At 49.2% G+C, this 14,081-nt stretch carries 13 protein-coding genes; 7 read left to right on the top strand and 6 right to left on the bottom strand.

Annotation, left to right across the window (positions count from 1 at the left end):
• Position 1 precedes the first annotated feature (1 nt).
• The 5 genes from H608_RS0102350 (at position 2) to H608_RS0102330 (ending at position 7,566) form a co-directional block, all read left to right on the top strand.
• Positions 2-1,258, top strand: a complete 1,257-nt coding sequence (locus tag H608_RS0102350; protein WP_038006824.1) for a hypothetical protein — start codon at positions 2-4, stop codon at positions 1,256-1,258.
• Between the two features lie 20 nt (positions 1,259-1,278).
• Positions 1,279-2,256 (top strand): Gfo/Idh/MocA family oxidoreductase, encoded by a 978-nt coding sequence (locus H608_RS0102345; RefSeq protein WP_028786262.1) that lies wholly within the window; start codon positions 1,279-1,281, stop codon positions 2,254-2,256.
• Positions 2,256-3,653: a sugar transferase gene (locus H608_RS0102340; protein ID WP_028786261.1), complete on the top strand. Its 1,398-nt coding sequence runs from the start codon at positions 2,256-2,258 to the stop codon at positions 3,651-3,653. The genes H608_RS0102345 and H608_RS0102340 overlap by 1 nt, the downstream gene beginning before the upstream one ends.
• Before the next feature lie 187 nt (positions 3,654-3,840).
• Complete coding sequence (locus H608_RS23325; RefSeq protein ID WP_155990017.1) at positions 3,841-6,657, top strand: M1 family metallopeptidase; 2,817 nt, start codon at positions 3,841-3,843, stop codon at positions 6,655-6,657.
• A gap of 9 nt (positions 6,658-6,666) precedes the next feature.
• Positions 6,667-7,566: a GNAT family N-acetyltransferase gene (locus H608_RS0102330; RefSeq protein ID WP_028786260.1), complete on the top strand. Its 900-nt coding sequence runs from the start codon at positions 6,667-6,669 to the stop codon at positions 7,564-7,566.
• 118 nt (positions 7,567-7,684) lie between these two features.
• Here the strand turns inward: H608_RS0102330 and H608_RS0102320 are convergent, their stop codons facing one another.
• Positions 7,685-8,362 (bottom strand): 2-C-methyl-D-erythritol 4-phosphate cytidylyltransferase, encoded by a 678-nt coding sequence (locus H608_RS0102320; RefSeq protein ID WP_028786259.1) that lies wholly within the window; start codon positions 8,360-8,362, stop codon positions 7,685-7,687.
• Positions 8,363-8,562: 200 nt separating this feature from the next.
• Here H608_RS0102320 and H608_RS0102310 point away from each other — a divergent pair, with 200 nt between their 5' ends.
• Both H608_RS0102310 and H608_RS0102305 read left to right on the top strand, forming a co-directional pair.
• Entirely contained in the window at positions 8,563-9,474 is a 912-nt protein-coding gene (locus tag H608_RS0102310; protein ID WP_155990016.1) for a hypothetical protein, read from the top strand.
• Positions 9,475-9,525: 51 nt separating this feature from the next.
• Entirely contained in the window at positions 9,526-10,878 is a 1,353-nt protein-coding gene (locus H608_RS0102305) for a bifunctional folylpolyglutamate synthase/dihydrofolate synthase (protein ID WP_245565708.1), read from the top strand.
• Positions 10,879-11,141: 263 nt separating this feature from the next.
• Here H608_RS0102305 and H608_RS0102300 read toward each other — a convergent pair whose 3' ends face one another.
• From H608_RS0102300 to H608_RS0102280, 5 genes are all read right to left on the bottom strand, one after another.
• Complete coding sequence (locus H608_RS0102300; protein WP_028786255.1) at positions 11,142-11,684, bottom strand: NUDIX hydrolase; 543 nt, start codon at positions 11,682-11,684, stop codon at positions 11,142-11,144.
• A gap of 5 nt (positions 11,685-11,689) precedes the next feature.
• On the bottom strand, positions 11,690-12,220 hold the full coding sequence (locus H608_RS0102295; protein ID WP_028786254.1) for a YfiT family bacillithiol transferase: 531 nt from the start codon (positions 12,218-12,220) through the stop codon (positions 11,690-11,692).
• A gap of 7 nt (positions 12,221-12,227) precedes the next feature.
• A complete protein-coding gene (gene bamJ / locus H608_RS20955) occupies positions 12,228-12,665 on the bottom strand; it encodes a BamJ family beta-barrel-assembly machinery protein (RefSeq protein WP_038006821.1) in 438 nt (145 codons plus the stop codon).
• Between the two features lie 26 nt (positions 12,666-12,691).
• A complete protein-coding gene (locus tag H608_RS0102285; protein WP_028786253.1) occupies positions 12,692-13,456 on the bottom strand; it encodes an ABC transporter ATP-binding protein in 765 nt (254 codons plus the stop codon).
• Positions 13,457-13,596: 140 nt separating this feature from the next.
• Positions 13,597-14,040 carry a CAP domain-containing protein gene (locus tag H608_RS0102280; RefSeq protein WP_051267941.1) on the bottom strand — a complete coding sequence of 148 codons (444 nt, stop codon included), beginning with the start codon at positions 14,038-14,040 and terminating at the stop codon, positions 13,597-13,599.
• Between the last annotated feature and the right edge of the window lie 41 nt (positions 14,041-14,081).

Here is a 14,081-nt window from a genome sequence, read left to right as displayed (position 1 = left end):
CATGAGGGTCTTCAGGATCGTTGGTCTCTTTATACTGGTCATGGCCGCCCGTCCGGCTTTTGCGCAGGTCGACACCTTGCCTACCCCTGTAGTGCCGGTAAAAATCGATACGCCGCTCCGGATAAAAAACCTTAACCCCTTTATTACCCTGCACGTGGACTCGGCCCTGTCCTACCAGTTGCAGATCAATAAGGAGGCAACCAAATATTACTGGTACCTGAAGAGTTCACCCTTTGGCCTGAAGATCAACAAGGACAACGGCTTACTTTCTTTCAAACCCGACCGCTCCTATTTCCTTTCGGGCAAGTTGAAGTACGACGTGGAATATTCTGTCAAGGTCGGCGTGCAGAACCTCTCCGACCCCACCGACCGTGTAGACACCAGTTTCATCCTCATTTTCTATAACACGGAAGTCATTCAGCCCAAAGTCAAATTCACCGTTTCCAACAGCCTCATTGTAGACGAAGGGTCGAACGTGAATTTCGACGTGCTCTGCGAAAGCGGCAACTTTCCTATCGAAGACATTTTATTTTCTTCCAGCATTCCCATCAGCAATTACAAACTGGTGAAACATTGCGATGAAAAATTCAGTTGGGATGTGCCGTATGATTTCGTTTCGCAGGACGATGAAGGCAAACAGAAAACCGTGATCCTGACCTTTATCGGCTCTACCCGTACCAAAGTGCGTGATACAGCTACTATCAAAATTGTCGTCAGGGATGCGCTCAATTATCCCAGAGCGGTGCAGGAGCATGCGGCAGTGGACAGCACCATTAAAGATTATGTATTGCGTTTGCAATATGTGTTCTTCCAGCTCGACCGCAAGGTGAAGAAAACAAAAGGAGCCCGCACCGGTTTCGATCTTACCGCAGCGTCAACCGCGCTCACCGGTACCATCCTCAATACATCGGCCAATAAGTCTTCACAGAATACAGGCAAGGTGTTGCCAAGCGTAGGTGTGGCGCTCACGCCTATCAAAGAAGCCACTTCGCCGCAAAAAAGTGTTGAGCAAAACCAGGCTACCATCATCCGCGCAGCTATTAAACGCCTGCAGTATATGCGCAACGACAATATGCTCATCGGTGAAAAAGATCCCGACGTTGCCAAAAAAACAGCCAAGCTCCGCGAAGAACTCCGCCAGGTGCAGGTACAATTGGTCGACGTGCCTATTGACGCAGCCATGACCATGTCCGAAAAAGAACTCAATGACTATTTCAACAGTCCGAAGGTTAACCGCAAATACCGGATGAAACGCTGACGACTGCCAAAACTATTACTATGCTACGGATCGGGATAATCGGCGTAGGCCATTTAGGAAAATTTCATCTCAATAACTGGAGAGAGATCAGCGGCGTGGAAGTTGTCGGTTTCTATGATCCGGATGACGACAATGCCAAAGCCGTATCAGACAAATACCAGCTTCCCCGTTTTCTGGATGCCGATACTTTGCTGGGGGCAGTAGATGCCATCGACGTGGTAGCGCCAACCAATCATCATTTTGTATGGTGTGAGAAAGCGATCCGGATGGGCAAACACGTTTTCGTAGAAAAACCACTGGCGCATACCATGGAGGAAGCCCGTCAGCTCGTAAAACTGGCCAAGGAATCCAACATCAAGATGCAGGTAGGTCATGTGGAGCGTTTCAATCCGGCCTTCCTTGCGTTGAAAGACGTAACGTTGTCACCGATGTTTATCGAAGTGCATCGCCTGGCACAGTTCAATCCGCGTGGCACCGAAGTAAGTGTGATCCTCGATCTCATGATCCACGACATCGACATCATCCTGAGCATTGTCAACAGTGATGTAAAACATATTTCCGCAAGCGGTGTGGCAGTGCTCACCGATACACCCGATATCGCTAACGTACGCATCGAGTTCGATAACGGATGTGTGGCCAACCTCACCAGCAGCCGCATTTCCATGAAAAAAATGCGTAAGATGCGTATCTTCCAGAAGGACGCTTACATCGGCGTAGATTTTCTCAATAAAAAAACCGAGATCATCAAGCTCAAAGAGCCTTCAGATACCAACGTATTTGCCTTTGATATCGACACGCCCAACGGCGGCAGGAAAACCATCGCGGTGGCCAATCCGGAAGTACCGGAAGTCAATGCCATCAAGCGGGAACTCGAAGAATTCAGAGATGCCATTCTCAATAATACACGCACGGTGGTGTCCGAGATCGATGGACTGATGGCAATGGATGTGGCACATCAAATCCTGAGCAAGATCGGCAACAACGTGATCACCCGTTAATGAGGGAAACCAAACAAATATCCCCCGGCTGGTATGTACTGGCTGATTACTGCACGGCCGCATTAGCCTGGTTTTTCTTTTGCCTGATCCGCAGCAACCTGCTGCAACAACCCTTATTTCCCCTATCATCCCGCAACTGGTTCTTTATCCTTTTTGTAATACCGGCGGCATGGCTCAGCCTGTATACGATTGCCGGTACTTACCGCTCTTTGTACAGTAAGTCACGGCTGGCCGAACTGACTTATACGCTTGTATGCACACTCGTTGGATGCAGCGTATTGTTTTTTGCCACCCTGCTTAATGACTCATCCGGCAACTATAGTTATTATTATCGCAGCACGGGCTGGCTGGTACTGATCCATTTCCTGCTCACATTTGGCGGAAGAGCGCTTCTGCTCAACCGCATTAAAAAACAAATCCTCTCCCAGCGCATCAAGTTTCCCACGCTGATGATTGGCAACCGCGAACAGGCTGCCGCTATTTATCGTCAAACGCATCGTAATCTTTCCGGCAGCGGTTATCATTATGTTGGTTTTATTCCCACCGATCACGATAATGCCACCGTTAAGTTGCCTCAGTTGGGAAGTGTCAGCGATCTGGAACAGATCATTGCCGAACATCGTATACACCTGGTGGTGCTGGCCTTGAATAAAACCGAGCATTCCCTGCTGGAAGATCTTGTTAACCGGCTCAGTGAAAAAGATGTAGAGATCAAAATCCGTCCCGATACACTCGATATCCTTTCCGGCTCAGTAAAAACAAGCAATGTACTCGGTACGGTGCTGATCGATCTCAAGACCAACCTCATGCCTGAATGGCAACAACCGGTGAAACGGCTGATCGATATTCTCGCTTCATTGACGGGGTTGTTGCTGCTATGGCCTTTGATGCTCTATGTAGCATTGCGTGTCCGCTTCTCCTCGAAAGGTCCCGTGATCTATGTACAGGAACGGATCGGTTTCAAAGGCAAGCCTTTTTTCATGTATAAGTTCCGCTCCATGATCAGCAACGCCGAAGAGAGCGGTCCAAAACTTTCTTCGGACAACGATCCCCGCATCACGCCCTGGGGCCGCGTTATGCGTAAATGGCGGCTGGATGAATTACCACAACTCTGGAACATCCTGCTGGGCGATATGAGCCTCGTGGGTCCGCGCCCGGAAAGGCGCTACTATATCGATCAACTGACCAAAGCATTTCCTTATTATAAATACCTGCTGCGCGTAAAACCCGGCCTCACCAGTTGGGGAATGGTGCAATTTGGCTACGCCGAAAATGTAGAGCAGATGGTGGAACGCAGCAAGTTCGACCTGTTGTACCTGGAAAATGTTTCGCTGGCCCTCGACTTTAAGATCATGATCCATACATTGCGGATCATCTTAAAGGGGAAAGGGAAATAAGTTAAAATTCAAAAGTAAAAAGTCAAAAAGGGTACAAAGCTGGAGGATGCTTATTTTTGGTGGACTGGTCAATCCGTGAACTCTTTGCGCCTTCATTACTTTGCGACTCCGCGTGAAAAATTCACGCAAAGATGCACAAGGAGCAAAGACGTAAAGAAGATTTACTTAAAACTTATACTTAACTACTTTGAGAAATTTTCTACTCCTGATAGGCTTCCTGACAACTTTGCTCAGCGCACGGGCCCAGCGCGCTTACTGGCAGCAGCAGGTTAATCATTCCATCGAAGTAACGCTGAATGAAAAGAACCGCACACTCGACGGTTTCAGCTCCATCGAATACATCAATCATTCTCCCGACACTTTACACTTTATCTGGTTTCATGTATGGCCCAATGCTTACAAAAATGACCGCACCGCTTTCAGTGATCAAATGCTGGAAAACGATAAAACACAATTCTACTTTTCAGACGCTGACCAAAAAGGATACATCAACCGGCTCGATTTTAAAGTAAACGGAAAAGTAGCCGAAACTTCAGATCACCCGCAACATATCGATATCATCCGCCTCGAACTGCCCGAGCCGCTGGCTCCCGGTGCAACGGCCAATATCACCACTCCTTTTCATGTCAAACTTCCTTACAATGTATCCCGAGGTGGTTACGTGGGCGAAACATTCCAGGTCACACAATGGTATCCGAAACCAGCCGTGTACGACCACCAGGGCTGGCATCCGATGCCCTACCTCGATCAGGGAGAATTTTACAGCGAATTCGGTAATTACGATGTGCGCATCAACGTACCTGAAAACTATGTAGTGGCCGCCACCGGCAACCTGCAGAACGACAAGGAAAAAGAATGGCTCAAAACACGCCGCAACTTTGAATGGTCGCCCGTGTCGCGCAAAGAGAAAAATAAATACGGCCAGGTAAAAACGATACGTAATCTTTATCCGCCCGCAGCTGCCAGCTTCAAGACTTTATATTTTTCTCAAAAAAATGTGCACGACTTTGCCTGGTTTGCCGACAAACGTTTTGTGGTGGAGCAGGATACCTGCCGGCTGCCTTCCGGCAAGATCATTACGGTAAGTAGTTATTATGCGCCTGCTTCTAAAAAAAGCTGGCAGGAGGCATTGGCTTTCGCAAAAGCAGGCGTGCGTTTTTACAGCCGCGAGGTCGGTGAATATCCTTACGACCAGGTAAGCGTGGTGGAAGGCCCGCTGAGTGCGGGCGGCGGTATGGAATATCCCGGCATCACGATCATTGCACCCGGCACTTCGGGCAAAGAGCTTGACCAGGTAATCGCGCATGAGATCGGGCACAATTGGTTTTACAGCGCGCTCGGCAGCAACGAACGGCAATATCCCTGGCTCGACGAAGGCATCAACGCTTATTACGAGCGTCTTTATACCAAAGAAAGATATGGAAAGAAAATGGGCAACGACATCGGTGAAGACCTGCTCCATGGCAAGCAGTTTCGCCGCATTGATCAGCCCGTCAATACGCCTGCCAACGAGTTCGGAACGCTTAATTACGGATTGATCGCCTACGGCAAAACGGCCGACTGGTTGAATTATCTCGATACCACCTTGCCTTCCGGCACGCTGAGCCGCGCCATGCAGGCCTACTACCAGCAATGGCAACACAAACATCCTTCACCGGAAGCTTTCCGGCAGATAGTGGATTCAGTCAGCGCACAATCCAACGAACAACCTTTCGCATTGCTGAATGAGAAAGGATTTTTACCGGGACAAAAACGCAAAGGGTTCAATCTCGGCGTCGGCCTGACCGGGGATGTATTAATGGGTAAGACCCAACGCCGCAATCTTTTGCTGATCGCACCGGCATTGGGCTTTAATAGTTATGACAAGTTCATGTTCGGGTTCCTCGCTACCAATTATCTGCGTTCGGACAACCGTTTACGTTTTTTTATAGCGCCGATGGTGGCAACCGGTAGTAAAAGGCTAACAGGCACCGGTACTGTGAACTATTCATTTTTCCCCGAAAAAATATTCCGCCAGGTGCATATCGGTGTCAACGGCGCCGCTTACACGATGGATCAATACAACGATCCCGAAGGAGCGAAAACCCGCCTTGGCTTCCGGAAGATCGTACCTTTTGCGCGACTGGTATTTAAGGAAAAATCAGCGCGTAGTCCGTTGTACCGTTACATACAATTCAAATCATTCCTGATCAACGAAGAAGCTTTACAGTTTTACCGTGATACGGTGGTAAATGGTAATGATACTACGCTTGTAAACCGTTATCGTGTCAACGACGGCAACCGTGTGTTGAACCAACTGAAGTTTGTAATCGAGAACAACCGCAAGTTGTACCCCTTCAAAACCGAACTGCAAATAGAACAGGCAAAAGATTTTGTCCGCGCCGCATTCACCGGTAATTATTTCTTCAACTATCCCAAACATGGCGGACTGCAGGTGCGCGTGTTTGCAGGAAAATTCTTTTACAGCGGAGCAGCTACGTTTACCAAACAATTTGCCACCGACCGTTACCACCTCAACATGACCGGCGCCAATGGTTATGAAGACTATACCTACAGCGATTATTTTATCGGCCGCAACAAATTCCAGGGCTTTGCCAGTCAGCAGATCATGGTGCGCGATGGCGGATTCAAAGTAAGGACAGATCTGTTGGCCAACAAGATCGGAAAAACCGATGACTGGCTGACCGCGATCAACCTGCATTCAACGGTGTTGCCGTTTCCTTTTCCTGTACGGGTGTTTGCGGACATCGGCACCTACGCCGGCGCATGGGAACGGAATGCCAATACGGACCGTTTCCTTTTTGATGCGGGACTGCAATTCTCGTTGCTGAAAGAAACCATCAATATTTATGTACCGCTGGTATACAGCCGCGTGTATAAAGACTATATCCAATCGACCGTATCGGCGAAAAAAGGTTTACCCCGGTTGGCGAAAACGATCTCCTTTTCCATTGACATATCGAATTTCAGTCCGCGGAAAATCCAGCGCGAACTCGAACTGTAATATAGCTGCATGCCGGCCATCCGATATATCAAGCACGCAGACCTGGACAAGGCGAAATGGGATGAATGTTTGGAAAAATGTTCTTCCGGTTTGTTGTATGCGCATTCTTTTTATCTTGACTGCATGGCGCCGCAATGGGATGCCCTGGTGCTTGGTGACTACGAAGCGGTGATGCCGCTAACCTGGAATAAGAAATACGGTATTCATTACCTGTATCAGCCTGCTTTTACGCCGATGCTTGGCGTGTTTGCAACTTCGCCGGTGTCTGTAAAAGATTTTATCAACGCTATTCCGGCCAAATTCAAGCTGACGGAAATATCGCTCAATAGCAGCAATGATCTTCGCGGAGAAAATGTGCCGGGCATTATGCGCAGAAATTACCTCCTCGATCTTTCGCGGTCCGCGGATGAACTAAAAAAAGTGTATCGTGAATCGCATCGCCGCAACCTGCGCAAAGCGATCCAGCTCGGATGTGTGGTAAAAAAGGATATACCGCTGAAGGATATTATTGCGTTGAGCAAATTAAGCATTGCGCCAGCGAAGGAAGAAGATTATTTGCGTTTCGGACAATTGTTTACCGCTCTTCGCGAACAAGGCAATGCGGAAACGATCGGTGTGTATGGTCCGCAACAACAATTGCTGGCATCAGCCGTGTTCTTTCGTGATAGTAAACGTGCCTATTATATTTTAGTGGGAAATGATCCCGCCGGCAAAACGGTTGGCGCTTCCCATCTTTTGATCGATCATTTTATTACCACCCATGCGGGACAGTCGTTATTGCTCGACTTTGAAGGGTCCGATATAAATAGTCTTGCCTTCTTTTATGAAGGTTTCGGTGCACAACCCGAATGGTATCCCGCGATCCGGATCAACCGGCTGCCGTTTTATTTGAAATGGCTGAAGAAGTAATGCGCCTTTGGCGCAATGTGAAAATGAGTAAATGTGTAAATATGAAAATGATTAGTAGCAAAAAAACATTTTCACATGGCCCCGCCACGGGCGGGCACATTTACACATTCCGCAGCATCTAGGCATTCACTGACTGCTCTAAAAGCCGCTCCGCAATAAACATATCGATCGGGCGTGTGAGTTTGATATTTTGCTCCTCGCCTTCTACCAATGTTACTTTCATACCAAATGCTTCGACAACCGTGGCTTCATCGGTGAATTTGTCTTTGTAATCGATCTGGAAGGCAGGCACGATGAGCTTGCTGTGGAATGTCTGGGGTGTCTGTATCAACATCACCGTGTTGCGGTCGATGGCATCGCTGTTGTCTTCGCTTACGATGCGTACGCTGTCGCGGCTGGCGAGCGCGGGAATAGCAGAACCTGTTTCCAGTGTCTGTTCATAACAACGATGAATAAGATTGGTGGAGAGCAGGCAACGCACGGCATCGTGTACAAAAACGATGGATTCGTCTTCCACAAGCTCCAATCCGTTTTTAACCGATTGGAAACGGGTATCACCGCCAGCCGTAATACGGATCCGGTCCTGATCGAACCAGGCATCGATGATTTCCTGGCCCATGTCCGTATAATCTACGGGCAACACGAGGATCACCTGCAGATCGTCGTAAGCATCGAAAAATGTTTTGAGCGTATAATAAAGCACCGGTTTGTCGCGAAGCAACAGGAATTGTTTAGGAGTCTGGCTACCCATTCTGGAACCTGTGCCGCCGGCTACGATGATTGCGTATTTCTTCATAAGGGAACTAAAACACGAAATTAACACTTTTGCCAACCAAGACCTGAAAATGCGGGGAAAAGCCCTGAATGGGCTTGTGTATTGTCTTAACAAAACTTTTTAACATTTCATATATGAAATGCGTACGCCCTTTGCGTCGTTTAATAACAGGTGTGGAAAACCTGCGGGTATTATAATCGCCGAACAAAAGATACATTTGTATGAGTAACGTACTGACCATGACCGCAGCAACATTTGAAAACAGAAAGAATACGCAGGCAGCATTGATGACCCTGGGCATTGCCGGGTTGTTGTTGCTGATCATGATCCTGTGGAAGCATCCCGTTGTGGTTATGCAGCCTCCCCCGATGGAGGAAGGCATTACGGTGGATCTGCAGCTTCCCCCGGAAGCAGAGCCCGTGCTGCCTCCCGGCCCCGTAAGCGGCGGCGGCGGTGGTGGTAACCCCGTTGAAGCGCCCGGTAAAGCCGGTACGGCACCTTATACGCCTCCTCAGCCCGGAGAAGATGAATTATCGAAGGACGTAGACGAATTTCCTCCGGAAAAAACAAGCCCGCCCGTCATAAAACCTGAAGTTCCGCGCCCCGAGGCAAAAGAGGTCAATAAAAATACTTCCCCCAATAAAACGCCGGCTCCGCCTGTAACAACAGCGCCGCAGCCTGTGCGTAAGCCAACTTATACAGGCGCTACTACCAATGGCAATGGCACCGGTGGCAATGAAGCCGCAGTATATACCCGTCCCGGTGGTGCTGGTACAGGATCAGGTGTAGGCAATGGCAGCGGCCAGGGTGGCGGTTCAGGTACCGGTGCAGGTGGTGGACGCGGAAGTGGTGGCGGACGTGGAGCTGGTCCGCGCATGGTGAGCGGTAACCGTACCGTAATCGGCGGTGGCAGCAAGATGGACGCCGGTGAAAACCTCCGCGGTAAAGTATTGGCAAAAATCAAAGTATCTCCTGACGGCGTTGGCACATATATGGGTGCCGAAAGAGGTTCTACCCTCAGCAGTGGCCAGGCTATCGATATCGTCCGCGAATGGCTCCGCCGCAACCGTTTCAACAAATCCGACAATGAGTCGGTAGTGGTGTATGAGTTTAATTTCCTCCTGGGTGGATAGAGACAAAATGTAAAAATGTGTAAATATGTCCGCCTTCGGCGGAATGTGAAAATGAGATTTCATAATTTCACATTTACACATGGCCCCGATATCATCGGGCACATTTACACATTCCGCATGAACTATCAACAAACAGTTGACTACCTCTATACCCGTCTGCCGATGTTCAGCCGTATCGGTGCGGCAGCGCTCAAGCCCGATCTCACCAATACGATCAAACTTTGTCATGAACTTGGTGATCCGCACACGCGGTTCCGCAGCATACATGTGGCCGGAACAAACGGCAAGGGATCGGTGAGTCATATGCTGGCAGCCGTATTGCAAAAAGCCGGATACCGTACGGCACTTTACACCTCTCCCCATCTGCACGACTTCCGCGAACGCATACGCATCGATGGTGAAATGATTCCCGAACATCGGGTGGTTGATTTTGTAAAAAGAGCAGCGCCGCTGATCGATGCCATCGAGCCTTCCTTCTTTGAATTGACCGTAGCCATGGCCTTCGAGTATTTTGCAGATGAACAGGTAGACATTGCCATAATAGAAACCGGCCTCGGCGGACGACTCGACAGTACCAACATCATTACTCCGGAGCTATCCGTTATTACGCAGATCGGTCTCGATCATCAATACCTCTTAGGTAATACACTTGCTGAAATCGCCGGGGAAAAAGCAGGCATCATCAAACAGCATGTACCGGTAGTAATTGGTGAAACAACACCCGAAACCTTACCGGTCTTCCTGCAACAGGCAACCGAAAAAGTTGCCCCGTTATTGCTGGCGGGTGATAAATTCCGGGCAACTGAATGGTTCTGGGAAAATCATGAACTCGTAGTCAATGTAGAAGAAGCCCACCATAACGATGCGCAACGTTATCATCTCGACCTCTCCGGTATTTACCAGGTAAAAAATCTGCTGACCGTGCTTACAGCCTTATCTGCCTTGCGGGAAAAAGGCTGGCAGATCGAACAGGGTGTTATTCGCAAAGCACTGAAACATGTACGCCGGCTCACAGGACTGCACGGCCGTTGGGAACGCATCAGCGAACATCCTTCCGTTATCCTTGATGTGGCACACAATGAAGACGGCATGCGGCAGATCGTTGAGCAACTGGAAGTAACCACGTATCATCAATTGCATATCATTCTCGGTATGGTGCAGGACAAAAGCATTGATGCCGTAGTGGCATTGTTGCCGGCAACGGCAACATACTATTTTACGCAGGCTGCATTGCCACGTGCCCTGCCGGCCGGGGAGTTACAGGCCATAGCTTCCAAATACAATCTTGAGGGGAAAATTTATGCCAACGTAAACGATGCAATGAACACGGCCAAAGCCGCCGCGCATGCTGATGATCTTATCCTCGTTTGCGGCAGTGTGTTTCTAGTGGGAGAAGTGAGGTAGAAGGAATAAGGCGTAAGGCGTAGGGTTAAACAGCCACCCGATGCTTCGGGCATTGGTTTCTAGTAATTCTTTGCCTCTCTGCTCCTTATGCAGCTTTGCTTGATATCGAAGCTGCTTTTCACGCGAAGGCGCAAAGTAATTAAGGCGCAAAATGTAAGCTTATGGCTGTTCATTCACTCCCGAAACTTCGGGATGACAATTGACTATTGACTATTCACGATTCACGATTGACGATTCACCATTCACTATTCACCATTCACCATTCACTTTTGCCTTAGTTTCTCCAGCGCATACATAATACAGGTCACGTGCATCGCCTGCACAATCTCGTTGTTGCGGACCGCTGCTTTCAACTGATCGATGGTCCAGAACTCCACTTCTATTTCTTCGTTGGGGTCGAGATGTTGCTCGGCAACTTTTTTGCCGCCGCGGGCGAGAAACATGTGCAGCAGGTTATTATTGGTGGATGGGTTGGCAGATATTCTTCCCAGGTAATCGAATTGTGAAAATTCGTAGCCGGTCTCTTCGAGCAGCTCCCTGGCAATGGCCGATTGGTGGTCTTTATCCGTATCATCCATACAGCCGCCGGGGATTTCGACGCAGACTTCACCAAGCGCATGGCGGTATTGCTTCACCATGATCACACGGCCGTCTTCCGTAATGGGAACAGCCGCTACCCAGGTGGGAAATTCATAGACGTAATAAGGGTCAATGATCTTTCCGGAAGGTGTTTCGCAGCGGTCCTTGCGAACCTTGAACCACAGATCGTGAAAGAGATATTCAGAAGAAAGGATTCGCCATTTCATAGTACTTACCACCCTTTTTGTTCACGCAGCGCATTGATGTGCGCCACGTGGTGACGGCAATGCCAGGCATACAATCCCAACAGGTACCACAAACGCATTGTTTTTTTCTGTTCCGGATGAAACACCGTGCGATTGTTCCATTCATCATCCGTCACATATTTCAGCGTTTCATACCAGCGGAGATGTAATGCGTGCAATAATGTTATCGATACATTGACCGGTAATTTTTCCACGTCATGCAAAGTGACCCAGAGCTTTTCTTCATAGGGTTTGATGGTCGGATTATCTTCCGTCAAACCGAGTTTGAAGCGGCAATAGGCATTGATATGGCTATCCGCAACGTGATGCACCAGCTGATGAATGGTCCACCCTCCTTCGCGGTAAGGCGTATGCAATTGATCTTCGTTCAGATTGAGCAGGGCATATTCAAGTGCCTGCGGAAGAAACTTGATATCGGCCAGCCATTCCACTTTTGTTTCAATGGAAAATGGTTTCGGTTCGTACTGTCCAACCGGATAACGAGGATCTGCTGCCATGCTATAGTTATTTTACAATTTCCAGTAACTCTACTTCAAACAAGAGTGTAGCACCTCCGGGAATATCGCTGCCTGCGCCTCTGTCTCCGTATGCGAGGTGAGACGGGATCCATAAACGCCAGTGACTGCCTTCCTTCATCAGGGGAATAGCGATCTGCCATCCTTTGATCAGGGCGGTCAGCGGGGCACTGAAAGGCTGATTGCGGCGGAAGGAGCTGTCGAACTCTTTGCCATCGAGCAATGCGCCACGGTAATGGGCCTTCACGGTATCCTGCAGCACCGGTTGCCTGCCGTTACCTTCTTTGATCACTTCGTACTGGATGCCTTCGGGCAGTTCTGTTACACCGGGCTTTTCGCGGTTCTCTTTCAGGAATGCGGCACCTGCTTCTTTCTGGGCTTCGATTTTACCGTTCATAAATTCACGCAGTTTATTTTGAATACTCACGTTTATCTTTTTAATACAATGAAAAATCAGTCTTCGCGGAGGCTGCGGCCGGTGAGATGAATAAATACATCTTCCAGGTTGGCCTTCTTTACTTCTTTGGGTCTTTCAAATCCTCCTGACACGAGGTCGTCGATCAGTTGATCGGGTGTGGCCATGGCCGCGATCCTGCCGCTGTCGATGATGGCAATGCGGTCGCAGAGATATTCCGCCTCGTCCATGTAATGGGTAGTGATAATAACGGTTGTGCCTTTCGCGCGGATATCGCGGATCAGTTCCCAAAGGCTGCGACGAGCCTGCGGATCGAGGCCTGTAGTAGGTTCGTCGAGGAAGATGATGCGTGGTTCATTGATCAGCGTGGTAGCGACAGAGAAACGTTGTTTCTGTCCTCCACTCAGGTCTTTGAATTTTGCTTTGGCTTTTTCCGTGAGGTTTACGCGCTGCAGCAATTCCATCGGATCCACATTGCGGTTATACAACCCGCTGAAAAGTTCGATCAGTTGCAACAGGTTGAGTCCGGGGTAATAACCACTTGCCTGCAATTGCACGCCGATGATCTGCTTGATGTCGTCCGGATTTTTATCGAGATCATACCCATCAACCGTAATGCGTCCGCTGGTCTTTTTGCGCAGCGTTTCGATTATTTCCAGTGTGGTAGACTTTCCTGCTCCGTTAGGTCCGAGCAATCCGAATACTTCATTTTCGTATACGTCAAAAGAAATATCCTTCACCGCTTCGAAGTTGCCGTAATTCTTGACCAGGTTTTCTACCCGGATAATAGGTTGAGTTGCCATGTGGGGGCAATTTACATAACAAATGTGTAAATGTGCCCGCCTTTGGCGGGATATGGAAATGTGAAAATGAAATTAGATAATTCATTTTCACACGGCCCCTTCCGCAGGAAGGGCACATCTGCACATTTTCACATTGCTTTCTAGCCGGCAAACACCTGTGTAAAGTATATCCTGCCTTTGCGGTCGCGGGCGGTGCCGATGCCTATGTATTTGTAATTGCCGAGCATATTGCGGCGGTGACCGGAGGAGTTTTTCCAGAGGGTGACGGCATCGCGGCCTGATTCGGCGCCCTGCGCTACGTTTTCGGCAAAGCGACGGATACCGGAGATTTTGCGGCGGGCTTCGGCATCACGGCTGTTGAAGCCGCCATGCCCAAACCCTACACGCCCTTTCGCCATGTTGGCGCTGTGCGTTTCGGCCAAACGGTTGAGGTCTGAATTCAATTCAAGCGGCGGCAGTCTGTTGCTTTTCCGGAAGGCATTGGTTTCCTTCAATATGTCGGAAACGATATCGGTCTGCGGCGCCCAGGCGGATTGGCTCACGAGCAGCGTTAGGAGGAAGAATGGAAGTAGAATACGGCTCATGCAACTACCTGCGCAAGTTTTATACCATTTGAGGTGGAAAG

Origin of the sequence: Terrimonas ferruginea DSM 30193, from assembly GCF_000425585.1 — a bacterium.
Classification (GTDB): Bacteria; Bacteroidota; Bacteroidia; order Chitinophagales; family Chitinophagaceae; genus Terrimonas; species Terrimonas ferruginea.
This window is presented reverse-complemented; position numbering and strand designations above follow the sequence as displayed.